At 52.4% G+C, this 16,405-nt stretch carries 17 protein-coding genes; 9 read left to right on the top strand and 8 right to left on the bottom strand.

Annotated features, from left to right (window positions below; translation table 11 throughout):
* Nucleotides 1-244: transposase (locus HMPREF1141_RS17010; RefSeq protein WP_155863432.1), on the bottom strand; the 244-nt coding region annotated here is incomplete at its 3' end.
* A gap of 214 nt (nt 245-458) precedes the next feature.
* Here HMPREF1141_RS17010 and HMPREF1141_RS00790 point away from each other — a divergent pair.
* Both HMPREF1141_RS00790 and HMPREF1141_RS00785 read left to right on the top strand, forming a co-directional pair.
* Entirely contained in the window at nt 459-1,943 is a 1,485-nt protein-coding gene (locus HMPREF1141_RS00790) for a family 10 glycosylhydrolase (RefSeq protein ID WP_009059895.1), read from the top strand.
* A gap of 241 nt (nt 1,944-2,184) precedes the next feature.
* Nucleotides 2,185-3,345: a cobalamin-independent methionine synthase II family protein gene (locus HMPREF1141_RS00785; protein WP_009059934.1), complete on the top strand. Its 1,161-nt coding sequence runs from the start codon at nt 2,185-2,187 to the stop codon at nt 3,343-3,345.
* Nucleotides 3,346-3,486: 141 nt separating this feature from the next.
* On the opposite strand, the gene HMPREF1141_RS00780 is transcribed toward HMPREF1141_RS00785, so the two are convergent.
* The 4 genes from HMPREF1141_RS00780 to HMPREF1141_RS00765 all read right to left on the bottom strand — a co-directional run bounded on the left by HMPREF1141_RS00780 (nt 3,487) and on the right by HMPREF1141_RS00765 (nt 6,208).
* Complete coding sequence (locus HMPREF1141_RS00780) at nt 3,487-4,494, bottom strand: hypothetical protein (RefSeq protein ID WP_009059900.1); 1,008 nt, start codon at nt 4,492-4,494, stop codon at nt 3,487-3,489.
* Complete coding sequence (locus tag HMPREF1141_RS00775; protein ID WP_009059936.1) at nt 4,491-4,973, bottom strand: RNA polymerase sigma factor; 483 nt, start codon at nt 4,971-4,973, stop codon at nt 4,491-4,493. Before HMPREF1141_RS00775 ends, HMPREF1141_RS00780 begins: the two co-directional genes overlap by 4 nt.
* A 211-nt stretch (nt 4,974-5,184) precedes the next feature.
* Nucleotides 5,185-5,745 (bottom strand): hypothetical protein, encoded by a 561-nt coding sequence (locus HMPREF1141_RS00770; RefSeq protein ID WP_009059944.1) that lies wholly within the window; start codon nt 5,743-5,745, stop codon nt 5,185-5,187.
* Between the two features lie 16 nt (nt 5,746-5,761).
* Nucleotides 5,762-6,208, bottom strand: a complete 447-nt coding sequence (locus HMPREF1141_RS00765; RefSeq protein WP_009059955.1) for a cell wall hydrolase — start codon at nt 6,206-6,208, stop codon at nt 5,762-5,764.
* Nucleotides 6,209-6,522: 314 nt separating this feature from the next.
* On the opposite strand from HMPREF1141_RS00765, the gene HMPREF1141_RS00760 reads away from it, so the two are divergent.
* Both HMPREF1141_RS00760 and HMPREF1141_RS00755 read left to right on the top strand, forming a co-directional pair.
* A complete protein-coding gene (locus HMPREF1141_RS00760) occupies nt 6,523-7,071 on the top strand; it encodes a hypothetical protein (protein WP_009059921.1) in 549 nt (182 codons plus the stop codon).
* 122 nt (nt 7,072-7,193) lie between these two features.
* Nucleotides 7,194-7,391, top strand: coding sequence for an alpha/beta-type small acid-soluble spore protein (locus HMPREF1141_RS00755; protein ID WP_020074171.1), 198 nt, complete (start codon nt 7,194-7,196; stop codon nt 7,389-7,391).
* An 89-nt stretch (nt 7,392-7,480) separates the two neighbouring features.
* Here HMPREF1141_RS00755 and HMPREF1141_RS00750 read toward each other — a convergent pair whose 3' ends face one another.
* The gene (locus HMPREF1141_RS00750; RefSeq protein WP_035316330.1) at nt 7,481-7,858 is read right to left on the bottom strand and encodes a hypothetical protein; all 378 of its coding nucleotides are present in this window, start codon (nt 7,856-7,858) and stop codon (nt 7,481-7,483) included.
* A 141-nt stretch (nt 7,859-7,999) separates the two neighbouring features.
* Between HMPREF1141_RS00750 and HMPREF1141_RS00745 the strand changes: the two genes are divergently transcribed.
* The 5 genes from HMPREF1141_RS00745 (at nt 8,000) to HMPREF1141_RS00720 (ending at nt 14,590) form a co-directional block, all read left to right on the top strand.
* Nucleotides 8,000-10,378, top strand: coding sequence for a transglycosylase domain-containing protein (locus tag HMPREF1141_RS00745; protein WP_009059884.1), 2,379 nt, complete (start codon nt 8,000-8,002; stop codon nt 10,376-10,378).
* Between the two features lie 218 nt (nt 10,379-10,596).
* Complete coding sequence (locus HMPREF1141_RS00735; RefSeq protein WP_009059882.1) at nt 10,597-11,037, top strand: ACT domain-containing protein; 441 nt, start codon at nt 10,597-10,599, stop codon at nt 11,035-11,037.
* Between the two features lie 121 nt (nt 11,038-11,158).
* Nucleotides 11,159-12,403 carry a homoserine dehydrogenase gene (locus tag HMPREF1141_RS00730; protein WP_035316329.1) on the top strand — a complete coding sequence of 415 codons (1,245 nt, stop codon included), beginning with the start codon at nt 11,159-11,161 and terminating at the stop codon, nt 12,401-12,403.
* Nucleotides 12,404-12,429: 26 nt separating this feature from the next.
* The gene (gene thrB, locus HMPREF1141_RS00725) at nt 12,430-13,335 is read left to right on the top strand and encodes a homoserine kinase (RefSeq protein ID WP_009059903.1); all 906 of its coding nucleotides are present in this window, start codon (nt 12,430-12,432) and stop codon (nt 13,333-13,335) included.
* 34 nt (nt 13,336-13,369) lie between these two features.
* A complete protein-coding gene (locus HMPREF1141_RS00720; protein WP_009059901.1) occupies nt 13,370-14,590 on the top strand; it encodes an aspartate kinase in 1,221 nt (406 codons plus the stop codon).
* A 150-nt stretch (nt 14,591-14,740) separates the two neighbouring features.
* Here HMPREF1141_RS00720 and HMPREF1141_RS00715 read toward each other — a convergent pair whose 3' ends face one another.
* Entirely contained in the window at nt 14,741-15,286 is a 546-nt protein-coding gene (locus HMPREF1141_RS00715) for a ClbS/DfsB family four-helix bundle protein (protein ID WP_009059927.1), read from the bottom strand.
* 18 nt (nt 15,287-15,304) lie between these two features.
* Nucleotides 15,305-16,297, bottom strand: a complete 993-nt coding sequence (locus HMPREF1141_RS00710; protein WP_035316338.1) for a biotin--[acetyl-CoA-carboxylase] ligase — start codon at nt 16,295-16,297, stop codon at nt 15,305-15,307.
* Between the last annotated feature and the right edge of the window lie 108 nt (nt 16,298-16,405).

The following is a 16,405-nucleotide window of genomic DNA, read 5'->3' as shown; positions in this document are numbered from 1 at the left end:
AATACCGATGAATGCTGCTCGCGCAGCCGTACTTTCTGGGAACAGCCTTCCACTGGCATCCTGTGCGTAATACGTAAAAAATCCCTTCCAGCACTTTCCTTGGCGGTATCGGAGGACGGCCTTGTCCGGGTGCGTGTTTATACTTTTTCTGCGGGTCCCGCTTTTTTACTGGTATCTTATCCTTGATTTCTTCCCAAAACTCATCCGATATTGTCCATGACTGATAAGATTTCTTCTCTTTCATTCTTCTCTCACCAGTCCCTATTTTACACCTTGTTTTAATTTATGGATAGGCTCTTAGTAATTGCAGGTTCCCTATTGTGCAGGGTTCCGACTATCTTTATAATGAAAATAAAACCAATGAAAAATAATCCATTGGAAAAAGACGGATATGACCTTGTCAAACGCCCGGTGCGTTTTGCAGAGAGTCAGGCCCGAACAGCAAAAGGAGAACAACGATGAAAAAGCGATCTGTATGGGGAAGATGCCTCGCTGTCCTGATGACCGCCGTAATACTGGTGCTGTCGGGGATACAGGTGGGGGCGCAGCAGAGTACGGCAGCGCGCACGCTGGTGATGGATACCAGAAGCTACCAGATGGCACCCGGAAATCTTTACGACATTAAGGTGTCGGTGAGCGGCGCAAACGTCAGTTCCTCTGATGTTGTGGTGTATTCCTCACGCGATTCCGTTGCTAAGGTCAGCCGAATTGCCGGAACAGACAAGTACCGTGTCACAGCCTTGAAAGAAGGAACCACCTACGTTACTTCTGAGGTGTACGGTGTTCACGCCTCTGTTCGTATTACGGTGAAAAAAGGTGTGCAAAAGCAGGGCGAGGCCAACCGTTCCGTCACAGTGATCGGCACGGCGTCTTCACAAAGCGAGATGCGCGCTGTGTGGATACCGTATATGAGCCTTGACATGAGCGGGCAGGCCGATCGGAGCGAAGCGGCTTTCCGCAAGAAATTTGATACCCTTGTCGCACAGGCGAAGAACAGCGGCATGAATACCCTGATCGCTCATGTGCGCCCGTTCGGGGATTCCCTGTATCCTTCGGCCTACTATCCGTGGTCACACCTGCTCACCGGCACACAGGGAACGTCGCCGGGGTACGATCCGCTGGCCTATATGATTCAGGCCACGCATCAGGCCGGGCTGAAATTCCACGCCTGGGTGAACCCGCTACGCGTTTCCTTAAAAGGCCTGCCAAAGACCTTTTCTTCCGATAACCCGGCGGTGATTTGGAAGAACGATGCCTCGAAGCAGAACTGGACGATGGAATGGAACGGCGAGTGGTATTATAACCCCGGTATTTCGGAGGTACGCGACCGGATTGTGTCCGGCGTGCGCGAGATCGTTCAGAATTATGATGTAGACGGCGTTCAGTTCGACGATTATTTTTATCCTACTACGGCCTCCACAATCGACAGCGTATCGTACCTTGCCAGCGGAACGTCATTGTCTGTAGCCGATTGGCGGCGTCAGAACATCAATACGCTGGTCTCTCAGGTATACGCGGCAGTCAAGCAGACAAAGCCGGCTGTTTTGTTCGGCATTTCTCCGCAGGCCAATCTTCAGAACAACCGGAACATGGGCGCCGATGTTGCCACGTGGGGCAGTCAGGCTGGGTATGTCGATTATCTTTGCCCGCAGCTGTATGTCAATTCCAGCAACGCGGTGATGCCCTTCGACGCAACGGCGGTCACCTGGCGAAAGCTGGTAACGAATCCGAACGTGAAGCTGTATTTCGGCCTGGCATTGTATAAGGCCGATTCCAATGTGGATGGCGGCACCTGGATGACCCCCGGCTCTGTGATGGCATATCAGATTCAGAAAAGCAGGAGTCTCGGCTCAAACGGGTTTATGCTGTATTCCGCCGCATTCCTGGAAAACAGCCAGACCACCTCTGAAATGGCACAGGTGAAAAAGCTGCTTCATTTGTAATGAAAACGAGAGTGCGATCAGGAAAACGCGATTGTATGGCAAATCGTGTATACCCTGCATATCGTAAATTTTGAAAGAGGAGCTGCCCTTTACGGGGCGGCTCCTCTTTGAACTGCTGTATTTAGGTGGAGAGGTGCGGGGTATAGGCAATAACTATAACGGAATATAGGATAATGGAGTTACCATATATGTTTTATTATGAGTTATAATAACCTCATCAAACACTTAGGAGGGCTTCTCAATGAGCAAGAGATTTCAAACAGTCGGCAGTTTACTGCGCCCCCAAAAACTGCTGAGCTATAAACATCAGATTGAACAGCGCGACGATATTACTTACCCGTTCTATAATGATTTTGAAGGGTATGAGGAATGCGAGTTTGAAGCAACCAAAGACGTGGTGAATCAGCAGATTCAGCACGGTTTTGAAATTATTACAGACGGAGAATACTCAAAGTCGATGTGGCACCTGGATTTTGTCTGGGGCCTGAAGGGCATCAGCCGTTATATTGCCGATCACGGTTATTTCTTCCGCGACAAGGACGAAACCCAGAAATACGAAACACGCCGCGATATCGGTCTGCGCATTACCGGACCCCTGAGCGGACGGAACCACCATTTTATTCAGGTTTTCAAGCGCCTTCAGTCCATCGCGGGCGACAAAGAAACAAAAATTTGCGTTCCGTCGCCGTCGCATATCTTCGGCGAGCTTTCGTGGTCTGACAATATCGGCGGCAAGGATTCCGTCTATTCCACCACCCAGGAGTTAAAAGCAGGGCTTGTTCAGGCATATCAGGAATTTGTTGAGGAATACGCCACAGCAGGAGGAAAGATTCTGCAGTTCGATGACTGCCTGTGGGAGATTTTTGCCGATGATAACCCCAATTCCCCGTATACGGGCGAGAATATCGATCAGGATACGGTTCGGGCCTTGGCATCGGAATTTATTGACATCAACAACACGATTATTGACTTCGGCCACAGCCTCGGGCTGAGAGTGTGGACACACAATTGCCGCGGAAACTACGATTCCCGCAACATGGGCGGCGGCTCGTACCTGAAGATCGCCAACCTGTTCCTGAAGCAGCTGAAATACGACCGTTTCTTCCTGGAGTGGGACGACGACAGAGCGGGCTCGCTGGAAGCACTTGCCGTGTTCCAGGAGAAACCCAACACGGAAATCGTGCTCGGCCTGCTTTCGAGCAAAACGAACACGCTGGATGACGAGGCCCGCGTGCTCAGACTGCTGGACGAGGCGTCTCAGATTATCCCGAAAGAGCGCCTGCTCCTTTCGCATCAGTGCGGTTTTGCCTCCTGCGACGGCGGCAATGAACTGACGGAAGACGAACAGTGGGCAAAAATCGATCAGGGTCAAAAAATCGCTTTGCAGTACTGGGGCGAATGATTTTCTGCTTTGCAGGAAAGCAGCACCCTTTTGTCACACATACGCAAAGATTACGATTCAAAGAGGGCGGATTCCATTTGGAATCCGCCCTCTGCTTATTTTATGATGGAATTTTGTCGGCAAAGAATGATAACGAGTGTTTTAATCCAGCAGTGTGGCCGTAAGATTAAAGCCGTTTTCATCGGCATTCAGCCTGACGTTACGCGTCTGCGTGGAACCGTCGTTGAAGGTTACGGTAATGCGTAATATACTGCCATTGATCTGCGAAGTCATACCCGACAATATGCTGGTCTCAAATTCGATCCATGGGTCTTTAAAAGAAGGGTCTTCTCTCAATTTTTCCAGTTGTTTGTCACTTAAACCGGCTGTGATCTTGGCCCATTCGGCTTTTACTTTTGCCAGCGCTTCGGCAGAAACATAGCTGGACAGCTTATAGCCATACTGTTTTCCGAAATCATTCTGATCTTCATAGGTGATGGTGTAGCTTTTTCCTACCGTTTTGTAGCCCCAATTCACTTGTGTCGGGTCTTCCTTGGAATACTTTTCCAAATTAAAATATTGGGGGATATTCCAGTTTTCGGGGTTTGTCCCCGTCATGTCAAGCGCCCAGGGATCAATTGCATAGTCTTTGGCGTAGTAATCTCCCTTTTTATTATCGATTTCCATAAACTCTTTCGCAAGATCGTCTGCTTGCTTTTTATTTAAAATAACGATCTTCGCAAAATCAATGCGGTCGGATTCATAGGTAATGCTTTTAATGTTTTCTCCCCTGCAGTTTAGTGCGAACACATTATAAATCTTCCATTCCTGAGATCCGTCCGGCAGATCAAGAGTCCGCGGGGCATAGTAGTTGGCGCTGTATGTTTGCAGTTTGATGGGTTCTCCCTTTTTCATTGTACTTTCTTTTTGTTCAGCCGCCGCGACCACCAGCGAAAACTGGTTTTTGTCGGGGGAAGGAAATGGATTCAGCCTGCCCCAAAGACCGCCCAGCACCAGAACCAGAATCGCCCCAAAGCACAGAGCCGCTTTCTGCAGGCGGTGCGCGGTGTGCTTCTGCCGGGGAGAAATGGTGGCAGCCATGACCTTGTCTTTCAGTGCAGGATTCATCTGGATTCGCTCCACGGCTCGTTTGAGATCTTGTTCGTTCATTCTGCCGAAGCCTCCTTTATCTGCAATTTTAATTTTTCCCTGCCGCGCCGTGCGGCAGCCTTTACTGCGTTTTCCTTCATGCCAAGCAAATCGCCAATCTCCCGAAGCCGGTATCCTTCCACATAATGCAGATATAAGATCGTTTTGTCTTTATAGGGAAGGGCGGCCAGCTGTTCCAGCACAAAGAGGTCGTTCGGGTATTCTGCGATCCCCTCAAGCGCCTCCATCCCGGTGGTAGACCGGCGGAACCAGCTGCGGAGCCTGTCCTTGCTTTTGTTGGTCGCGACACGGATCAGCCAGGCTTTTTCGTGTTCAGCGCTTTGAAAATCAGGACGCGTTTTCCAATAGCCCACAAAGGTGTCCTGTACCGCGTCCTCGGCGTCCTGTTGGTTTCCCAGCAGAACCATGCACATCCGGAACAGCATGGCGCCGTAGTCGTCAAACTTTTGTGCAAGTAAGGACTCATCTTGATCCCGCATTTCATCACTCCTTTCACAAATAAAACGATTGCCGAAAGGGAAAAGTTACTTCTAAATAAAAAAAATTTTATAACATTTCAAAATCATTTGAATTTATTATAGCCTTCGGGCAGTCGGAAATGAAAGGAACAGCAAAAAGCACCTCTGTTCCCAAGGCTGACCATACAGCCGGGCGGGGCAGAGGTGCGGGGCGGAGAAGCGTACTCGCGGTTCAATAATAGAAACGGATAAATTTGATGTTGTAAAAATCGCAGGCCAAAAGATCGTCACTGTCGGATTCGTTGATCAGGATATAGTTTGCGCCAACGCCCAGCAATGTGCCGGAGCGATCGGTCATGGTGTTGGTGCCCAGCAGGAATTCCACCCGCACGCGCCGTCCGATCTGGGTGCGCAGGAAGCCGTTCAGGTATTGCAGGCTTTCTACCGTCATGGGCATCGGCTGGTTCAGGTCGGTGATCGCGCCGCTGAAGGTTTCCGGCGGCGTGTTGGGCACAAAGCCAGTCGAGCCGGAAACGGGGGGAACCTGTGTCAGCGCCGTGGAGGGAGATGCACCGGCCGGCTGCTGAAAGCTGACCTGCTGGTATGGCGTAGGGGAAATGGTGGGAGTCATGGACGGCATGGGCTGTGGGGGAATTTGTGCTGCCATTTGACTCTGTGCGCTCATGGTCTGTGTTGTGCTTTGTGCGGCGGGCTGCCAGGCTGGCATCCCGCAGGATGGGCATGGTCCGGTTTGGGAATAAACCGCGCTGTAGCCCATGTTTGGTTGATTCATGGTGATGTCACCTCATTTATGTGAGTTGGTATCTTTCTGTGGGAGCGTAAAAGCAGTGCTGGTAGATATGGCTGTAAAATGTGCCGACGCCGCCGGGTGGGAAGTTATCCGGGCAGGTAGGACGGTATGGATTGAAGTAGAACAGGCTGTTTCCAACGCCGGCGAACACATTGCCGGCCATTACAGCATCGGCAATCTGGTAGTGAATCTCCTCCGGATCCATATTGTAAACGTTCTGCGCATTGTATTGCCCGCCGACAGTAGTCATCATGCAGGTAAACTGGCCGGGCTGTTCGATAATGTTACGGATGCTGCCGCCCTGACTGACCCGAAAAAATTCGCCGTAAGGAACATTGGCACGGTTTAGCACGATGGTGGCCACGGCGTTCATTCCGTTGTCGCCCTCGCCTCCGGCTTCGCATTTGATCAGCCTTGCCAGCAGTTCTCTTTCATTATAGGGCATATAAGCTCATCCCTCGCTTGATACAATTGGCGAAAAGTTGCCTTAACAACATTATATGGTTGTACTTTGATTCTGACACAAAATACTTTTTTAGCAGCAAACCACATAAACCACCGGCACCGATTTATACTAAACAGTACCGGAAATGCGCTGTATTAGGAATACCACTTTAAGAAAGCGCTGTACCTGCATCAGACTATTTTAAAGTGATATGGATTGTAAAAAGCGATGCCGGATATTGGATTTGAACTTATGGAAGTTTATGGCTGCTTGATTCGAATGAGTGGTTCGCAGTTTGCGGAAAGAGGGAGAGCATGAAAACCATTATATTATGCGGAAAACAAAGTGATACGGTTATTTCACAGGCGATGATCGACGTGCTGCGCAGGTATGGACGGGTGCAGTATTATAATGGAATACAGCTCAACAGCATCCCTGGGGAAAACCCAGGCGTTTTTTGTATTTACGATTGTGAGCGGCTGCCAATTTTAAACACGCCGAATTCCGTTCTGGTTTTTAAAAACAGCTTTACACCGTCCGCAGAACCGGCCAGACTGCCGCACGGAATTCCTGCGGTATTCAGCTCGCGCTGTGAAAAAGCGGCCGAGCAGCTCAAGGGCGCGCCCGTGATTCCGGTGGCATGCGGCACGTCCTCCAAGGATACGCTCAGCGTCGCCAGCCTGGCGGAAGGCAGCGCGTGCGTCAGTCTGCTGCGCAGCCTGTGCACCCTCACTGGCGAAATCCTCGAGCCAAAAGATATTTCCGTTGCGCTGCAGCGCGAAATAGGCACGTATTCTCTGCTGGCGGCCTGTGCCGTGTGCCTTTTGTGCGGCATCGATTCAGAGACGGGATATCAATTTTAATGTTTTTTAATATTTCAAAAAATTGTCAGTTATAAAAAAAGTGCACCCGCACACAATAAGGGTGCAGACGCACAAAGAGTTTTACAAATCAATTTCAAAAAAAGATTAGGAGTGTATTATTTATGGCTAGAAGTAGCAATCAGGCAGTTGTTCCTCAGGCTCGTGAGGCACTGAACAAGTTTAAGATGGAAGCCGCTTCCGAGGTTGGCGTAAACCTGAAGCAGGGCTATAACGGCGATTTGACCTCTCGTGAGGCCGGTTCTGTTGGCGGCCAGATGGTCAAGAAAATGATCGAGTCTTACGAACAGAACATGAAATAAACTTCTGTCGTATAGCGGAGCCCCATACCCAATCGGGTATGGGGCTCCAAACTTTTTTGGGGGAAATTGCGAATCGTGGGGGATTCGGTTTAGCTTTCGTAATCCTCACGGATCCGCTGGAGCTCAGCGGTAGAATCCGCCTCGATTCCGGTGGCCAACAGCAGCTGGTCGGTTTGGGGAAGGGAGGAAACATCCACGTCTATAATTTCAAACGGGGATTTTTCCTCGTTTTTAAAGATGCCGATTTTACCGTCGTAAGTGCGCACCAAGTAGCTGTCCTGCTGGCTGGTCATGGCTGGCAGATTACCGCTTTCTTGACTTGAAGGGGCATTTGAGGTAAAATGAATCTGATTTTCTGATGCAGAAGAAGCGGGACTTCCGCTTACCTGAGGACTGAAATGTGCGATCAGCATCAGGCCGACCAGGACCAGTACGGTACACACGGCAAGACTGACGAATTTTTTCAAAGGGAATCACCTCAGCGATAGTATTAGATTATGATTGGAAAATTATTCATATCTTTGCAAGATTACCGGTATAATGTGCCATCCTATGGGTACGAAGATTCCGGACACAGCAGAAAAACAGCAAAAAGGAGGTGACCGCCTATGAGGAAAACCGATCTGAATAAATATGTCGGTGCGCCGGAAACCGGCCGCGCCGCAAGCGCATCGATCACCGCAAGGATTGCTTTGAAAGGGCTGTACAGCATCATAGCGGTTCTGGCGGTTGCCGGAGTGATTGTGCTGGTTTTTATGACTTCTTTTATCCTGAGCTTTCGGAATGAATCCATTAAAATGGATCTGAATAATCTGAAGCTCAATTATACCAGCTTTATTTATGTGAACGACGATTCGGGCCAGCCGGTGGAATATCAGCGGCTTTACAGCTCGGAGAACCGCATTTGGGTGGACTACGACAAAATCCCCAAGAATATGAAAAACGCGATGGTCGCAATTGAAGATAAGCGGTTTATGGAACATAACGGAGTAGACTGGATTCGTACGGCCGGCGCCGTGACCACACTGGTTACCAAGGGCGGCAGCTACGGCGGCTCTACCATTACGCAGCAGCTGGTCAAGAATATCACCGGTGAGGGCGAGGTGAGCCTGACCCGTAAGGTGAAAGAGATTTTCCGCGCCATCAATCTGGATTCCCGCTATTCCAAGGAACAGATTCTGGAGGCTTACCTGAACGTTGTTAACTACGGCAGCGGGTGTCAGGGTGTGCAGGCGGCGGCGAATCTGTATTTCGGCAAGGAAATCAGCCAGGCTTCTCTGGCCGAGTGTGCTTCCATCGCGGCCATCACGCAGAATCCATATAAGTACAATCCGCTCAATTTCCCCGAAAACAATAAGACCCGCCAGCAGCTTGTGCTGAGTGAAATGCTCAACCAGCAGATGATCAGCCAGGATGAATACAACAGCGCCATGGAGGAATCGAACCACATGGTGTTTGTGGGCAATCAGAACGAGAATGTGGTCAACGATACCCCGGTGTGGAACTGGTATATCGACGCCATGTTCGAGGATATTGTTGAGGATCTGCAGACGACGCAGGGAATCTCGAAGGATAAGGCCGTTTACATGATGTACCACGGCGGCCTGAAGATTTACTGCGCCATGGATCAGAAGGCGCAGAATGCGGCGGAAGAGGTTGTTTCCAGCGACAACATGCCGGCGGATCAAAAAATCCAGCTGGGCTATTTTATGATGGACTACAACGGTCGTGTGCTTGCCACCGTGGGCCGGCGCGGCGAAAAGACGGGCAACCGTCTGCTCAGCTACGCAACGGACAGCCAGCGGCAGCCCGGTTCTTCCATTAAACCGATCGCATCCTATGGCCCGGCGGTCGATATGGGCGTACTCAATTACTCTTCGATTCTGCCCGACGAGCCGGTTGACAATTATTTTGCCGGCGGAAAACCCGGCCCGAACAACTGGTATAAAAAGTTTTACGGCGATATTACGGTTCAGCGCGCGCTGGAAATTTCTTCCAACGCCGCGGCGGCGCAGCTTGTGAAAATGATTTCTCCCATCACATCGTACCGCTTTTTGACGGATCAGCTGCACTTTACCCATCTGAATCCGAAAACGGACAGCGTGCAGATCGCGGCCATGGCGATCGGCGGCATGAACGGCGGCGTTACGGTGAAAGAAATGACGGCAGCCTACCAGATATTTGGCAACGGCGGCCAGTATCATAAGCCTTATACCTATTACTATGTGGAGGACCACGACGGCAACGTGATTCTGGACAACCGGCAGAGCACGGGCACACAGGTCATCAAGTCCACCACCTCCACCATCATGAACCGCCTGCTGCGCAACGTTGTATATGGTTCTGAGGGAACCGGCGGCGGCGCGGCCGTGAGCGGCTGGGAGGTATTCGGCAAAACTGGTACCACCGATGAGGATAAGGACAGCTGGTTTGTCGGCGGAACGCCTTACGCGGTAGCCGGAATTTGGACGGGGTATGAAACGCCCAAATCGCTGTCTTACGGGCAAAAGGAAAATTACACCAAATGGGCCGCCAAGATCTGGCGGAACATTATGGCCAAATATCTGGACGGAAAGAAGAAGACTTACTTCCAGTACGATTCCAATGTGGTTTCTGCCACGTTCCGTACGGATAATGGAAAGCTGTCCGGCGCGGACGTCGGCGTTCCCACCAAAACGGGGTGGTATGAGCGCGGCAATATGCCGGAGGTGGATACCAGCCCGCCCGTGAGTTCCTCCACCGCTTCAGACATTCTCTCGGAGCCGGAGCAGTCGGAGCCCGAGAATTCCCAGTGGGAGACATCGCACCCGTCTACTTCTGAAACCAGTTCAAAGCCGGACTGGGAGAATTCCTCTCCCGCAAGTTCCCGGCCGTCCTCCTCTCATTCGCAGGGGAACGGGAATGGGAACGGGAACGGGAATGGAAATGGCCCCGGACAGGACGGAAACGGTCTTTGGGTTCCGCCGGATACGGAAATCCGTCCCTGAGGCTGAAGCCCGCAAAAGGAACAGAAAATGCACAAGCTCCCGAAAGAATCATTTTTCTTTTGGGAGCTTTTTTCTGCCCGTTTGCCCTCCGGTTCGTCAAAGCATACGGGTTTTTCAAGGCAAAGGTGCAGAATTTCACACTTTTGGCTATTGAATTTCACGGTGGAAAATGATAAACTGTATCTTAACACAATACAATAGTTCGCGGGTGGTGGACAATGAAAGAGCCAACTTTCTTTCTGGTGGATAAAAAGGTTCTGCCAAAGGTATATTCCAAGGTTGTGGAAGCCAAGCAGTATATCATGAATGCTGAGGCCGCCAGCACATCCGAGGCGGCGCGGATGGCGGGGATTTCCCGCAGTGTGTTTTACAAATACAAGGATTCCGTGTATCCTTACCAGCCGGAAGCCACAAACCGGATTCTGACCGTTCAGGCGGTGCTGTACGACCGCCCCGGCGTTTTGATGTCGCTGGTGTCTGAATTCTACGGGGCCGGGGCCAACATTCTGACGATCAATCAGAATATCCCTGTCAGCGGCAAGGCGATGGTTTCGATCTCCGCGCGAATCAACAACATGATGGGTACGATTGACGAGCTGCTGGCCCTGCTTCGGAATGTCGACGGCGTATGCAGCATCGATAATATTACCGATCAGTAGAGAATAGGGTCAATTTCGTTTTGAAAGTGACTTTAGAAAATAAGGCAATTCCTTACCCTGCCTTCAGCGAGGGGGAATCAATGGCCTTGTTTCAGGGAAAATTGGATAAGGGGTGGAAGAAATGGTAGAAATCGCAATCATGGGGTATGGTGTAGTGGGCTCCGGTGTGGCGGAGGTTCTGAGCAACCATACCGAAAATATTGCCAAACGGGCAAAAGAGGAAATCAGAATCAAATATATTCTGGATTTAAAGGAGTTCCCCGAGGATCCGCTGGCGGATCGCTTTACGAAATCCTTTGACGATATTTTGAATGATCCGGAAGTCAAAATCGTAGTAGAGGTAATGGGCGGCCTGCATCCGGCATATGAATTTGTGCGCAGCTGCCTTTTGGCGGGCAAGAGCGTCGTTACCTCGAACAAAGAGCTGGTGGCGGCCAAGGGCGCAGACCTTCTGGCCCTGGCACAGAAGCAGAACCTGAACTTTCTGTTTGAAGCCAGCGTCGGCGGCGGTATCCCGATCATCCGTCCCATGAGCCAGTGCCTGGCGGCAAACGACGTGATCGAGATCGACGGTATCCTGAACGGCACAACGAACTTCATCCTGACCAAGATGATCCGCGATCAGATGGATTTTGACGACGCGCTGGCCTTAGCGCAGAAGCTCGGCTACGCGGAGCACAACCCCGCTGCGGACGTGGAAGGAATGGATGCCTGCCGCAAGATCTGCATCTTGGCGTCTCTGGCGTTTGGCAAGCATGTGTACCCCGATCAGGTGCATACGGAGGGAATCACCAAGGTAACCCTGGCCGACGTGGAATACGCGGAGGTGTGGGGCGGCGTGATCAAATTGATCGGCCGGGTCAAGATTCTCGAAAACGATCAGATTCATATTATGGTCTGCCCGATGTTTGTTCCCCGCAGCAGTCAGCTGGCCACCGTGGACGACGTGTTCAACGGCATTCAGGTGCGCGGCGATTCGATCGGCGATGTGGTGTTCTACGGCAAGGGCGCGGGTAAGCTGCCCACCGCCAGCGCCGTGGTAGCGGATGTGATCGACTGTGTGCGGCACTTCAAGGCTCGCAAGTACCTGTTCTGGGATCAGGCCGTGCCGGACTATGTGCGCGATTACCGCAAGGATACCATCGCTTTTTATGTCCGTGCCAAATCCGAAGACTCTGCTTTTGCGCTGGGTCAGGCAGAAGGCCTCTTTGGGCCGGTTCGCCAGCTGGTGCGCAAGGGCGCGGACAAAGACGAGTTTGCCTTTGTCACCGAGCCTTTGGTGGAAGAGGACTTCCTTGAAAAGCTGGAGCAGCTCAGGGAGGAAGGCGCAAAGGTGCTTTCCACTCTGCGCGTCGGCGAATTTTAATCAGCATAGAAAGAGGATATCCCGATATGATCAGAATACAAGTGCCGGCGACCAGCGCGAATTTGGGGTCCGGTTTCGATGCGCTGGGAATCGCCCTCACCTTGTACAATCAGGTTTGGATGGAGGAGAGCGATACCCTTCAGATTGTGAGCAGAGATGCGACCCCGGTGCCGCAGGATGAGCATAACCTGGTTTACTGGGCGGCAAAACTGCTGTATGAACGCTGCGGGCACAGCCCGCGCGGGCTGCATATTGAGCAGGAAAACAACATTCCCATGGCGCGCGGTCTTGGCAGCAGCTCGGCCTGCATTGTGGCCGGCCTGCTGGGCGCCAACCATCTTCTGGGCAACCCGCTCGGCCAGCAGCAGCTGATCGATTTTGCGGCAGAGATTGAGGGTCACCCCGATAATACCACGCCGGCTCTTTTGGGCGGGCTTGTCACCTCGGCAATGGAGCAGGGGCGCGTGTACAGCGTCAGCGTGCCGGTATCCGAGAAAATCCGGTTCGCTGTTTTTGTGCCCCCCTTTGAGCTGAAGACCGAAACGGCGCGCTCGGTGCTGCCAAAGGAATATTCGCGGGAGGATGCGGTTTACAATCTGTCGCGTTCGGCGCTGATGACGGCCTCGCTCTTTTCGGGCAATCTTGAAAACCTGCGTGTGGCTGTGCAGGACCGCATTCACCAGCCATACCGAAAGGGCCTGATCGACCACTGCGACAAGGTGTTTGAAATGTGCGCTGCGCTGGGTTCTCTTGGTACCTACATCAGCGGCGCGGGTTCGACCATCATCGCGATGGTGGAGGCCGGGCAGGCGGAGGACTTTGCGAAGCAGGCGCGGGCGCATATGGCACAGTGGGGCGTGGCAGATTGGGAAATCTCGATCCGCAGCGCGGAAGCGCACGGCGCCAGAGTATTTGAAGAAACAAATTCCTGATGAATTTTTATCTGATAATGGAGGACAGAACGTTATGAGCTTGATCGTTCAGAAATTCGGCGGCAGCTCCGTGGCCAACGCGGATCGTTTGCGCAACGTCGCCGACATCATCACCAAAACGTATTCCCAAAACAACGACGTGGTCGTTGTCGTGTCTGCACAGGGCGACACAACAGATGACCTGATTGCCAAGGCCAAAGAGGTGAATCCCCGCCCCTCCAAACGGGAGATGGATATGCTTCTGACCGCCGGTGAGCAGATGTCTGCTTCGCTTCTCGCCATGACCATCGAGCGGATGGGGTTCCCCGTCGTTTCGCTTCTCGGCTGGCAGGCAGGCTTTCTTACAGATACGTCTTACGGTTCCGCCCGCATTAAGCGCGTGACGCCCGACCGTATCAAGAAAGAACTGGATAAGCGCAACATCGTGATCGTTACGGGCTTTCAGGGAATCAACCGCTACAACGACATGACCACTCTGGGGCGCGGCGGCTCCGATACCAGCGCCGTTGCGATTGCGGCTGTCATGCACGCGGATCTGTGCCAGATTTATACCGACGTGGAGGGCGTGTACACCGCCGATCCGCGCAAAATCAAAAACGCAAAGAAAATTGATGTCATTTCTTACGACGAAATGCTGGAGCTGGCCACGCTCGGCGCGCAGGTGCTGAACAATCGCTCTGTGGAAATGGCGAAAAAATATAATATTGAGCTGGAAGTTCTGTCCAGTTATAACCGGGTACCGGGTACGATTGTGAAGGAGGCAACCAAAATGGAAAAAATGTTGATCAGCGGCATTGCAAAGGATGACGGGGTAGCCCGTGTAGCGATTATCGGAGTTCCGGACCGTCCCGGTTTGGCCTTTAAGGTATTTTCCAAGCTTTCTGCAAAGAACGTGAATGTCGATATTATTCTGCAGTCCATCGGCCGCAACGGCACAAAGGACATCAGCTTCACTGTTTCTGAGGATCACCTGCAGGCCACTATGGAGGTTCTCACCCCCTATGTGGAGCAGATTGGTGCTTCCAGTGTTGTATATGACGAGGACGTCGCAAAGGTTTCCATTGTCGGTGCAGGTATGGAGACACACCCCGGCGTAGCCGCGATGATGTTCGAGGCCCTGTTTGAGTCCAATATCAATATCCAGATGATCTCCACCAGCGAGATCAAGATTTCGGTTCTGATCGAGCGCAAAGACGCCGACAAGGCGGTTGCGGCGATCCACAACAAGTTCTTCCCCGAAGTCGTCGATCAATAAGCCTCCTTAATACTGTCCATAGCTGCCGATTGGGCGGCGTGGGCGGAAAAGACCGGCTCCGAAGCATGCGCGAAAGCGTCTGCCTCGGAGCCGGTCTTGATTTTTATCCTGTGCTGCTGTAAATGCGTTATGATTGTATTGCCGCTGCGTTTATTCCCGTTCCGCCGCCCGTGCAGCCGCTGCCGCGCGTACACGCTTCCATTTGCGGATTTTCGAGCGGAAGGTCTGAAACGGAGCGGCTGAATTAATGTGAATCCACCTCGCCATCGGCCAGTTGAGCTTGTCGCCCGTCCAACGGCGCGCGCCCTGCACGAAAAGCTCCTGCTCCGTCAGGTTTGTCACCCAACCCACAAAGGCGGCTTCCTCTTCGGCCAGTCGGTTTCGCAGCTCCCGCAGAGAAAGGCCGCCGCTGCTGCGGTAAAATTCTGCATACAGCTTGCCCAGCCGGTTCCATTTGTAGCCCGGCGCGGGCACCTCGGGGGTCTGGCCCGAAAGCTCCGTCTTGTCCCAGCCCCTTACCAGTGGCAGCCAGCCGATCTGGTAGGCCAGCATCTCCGCTGGGGTTTTGTCCACTTCCGGCAGGCGCAGGTCTTTGTCCTCTTCCGGAATTCCTTCAAACTCGGCGTCAAAAAGCCGGTAGTTTCGGTCGATGGCGTCGAGCAATTCCTCTTTGCTTTTGTAATCGTAGATCGCCAAGCGATGCGCCTCCGTTCCTTATGCTTCCGGCGTCTGCCCGTAGATGCCCTGTACGACGACCTCGCCGGAATTGATCTCTATGCGTTCGCCGTCGCTGGTCTGCACCACCAGCTCGCCGCCATCGGTAATATCCACCGCCGTGCCGATGATTTTCTCGTGTCCCCGAGTCGCGCCTACCGTACGGTTCAGCGAAACGCAGCTTTCTTTATAAGCCTGCAGCCAGCGGCTGCTTCCCTCAATAAAATATTCCAGATAGAGTGCCTCAAATTCCTTTAATATCTGCTGCAGCAGCGTCACGCGCGAAACCGGCGCTCCGGTTTCAAGATGCAGAGAGGTCGCTTTTATCTTCAGCTCCTCGGCGAATCCTTCGTCGTTGACGTTCACGCCGATGCCGACAACCGCAAAATGAACGCGGTCGATTTCGGCAGTCATTTCCGTTAAAATGCCGCATACCTTTTTGCTGCCGATGACGATGTCGTTCGGCCACTTGATTTTCGCTTCGCATCCGGTCAAAGTATGAATTGCCCGGCTGACGGCCAGCCCCGCCAGCAGCGTCAGGTTCGAAACCTGCGGGGGCGCGGCATCGGGGCGCAGCAATATCGTAAACCAAAGACCCGATTTCGGCGGGCTTTGCCACGGGCGGCCCAGCCGGCCTTTCCCGCCATTTTGCTGTTCCGCCACAAACACGGCTCCGTGTGGAGCGCCCTTGTGTGCCTGGCGCTTTGCCTCCTCGTTCGTGGAGTCGATTTCTGCAAAAACGGATACGGTTTGTCCAAATGCTTCGGTCGAAAGACCGCTTTGTATCTCGGTGGGGGTCAGCGCGTCGGAGGAATTCAGAATGCGGTAGCCGCGGTTCGTCACCGATTCGATCACATAGCCGCTCTCGCGCAGGCTGTTGATGTTCTTCCATATTGCGGAACGCGAAATTCCCAAGCGCCGGCTCAACTCCTCGCCGGAAAGGTAATCTTTGCTCTCTTTTAAATATTGAAGGATAATGTCTTCCTTTTTCATATCGTTTTCTCCGTCCTTTTTCATCCGGTTCTGTTTCCATTATAGACTGTTTTCCCCCGGATAGGCAAGCACAGAAAGGCAAACTGCAGAATTTTCGAAAAAGCATGG

This window comes from Clostridium sp. MSTE9, assembly GCF_000277625.1.
Classification (GTDB): Bacteria; Bacillota; Clostridia; order Oscillospirales; family Acutalibacteraceae; genus Faecalispora; species Faecalispora jeddahensis.
Note: the sequence above shows the minus strand (reverse complement) of the source record. Positions and strands in the feature narration are given on the sequence as shown.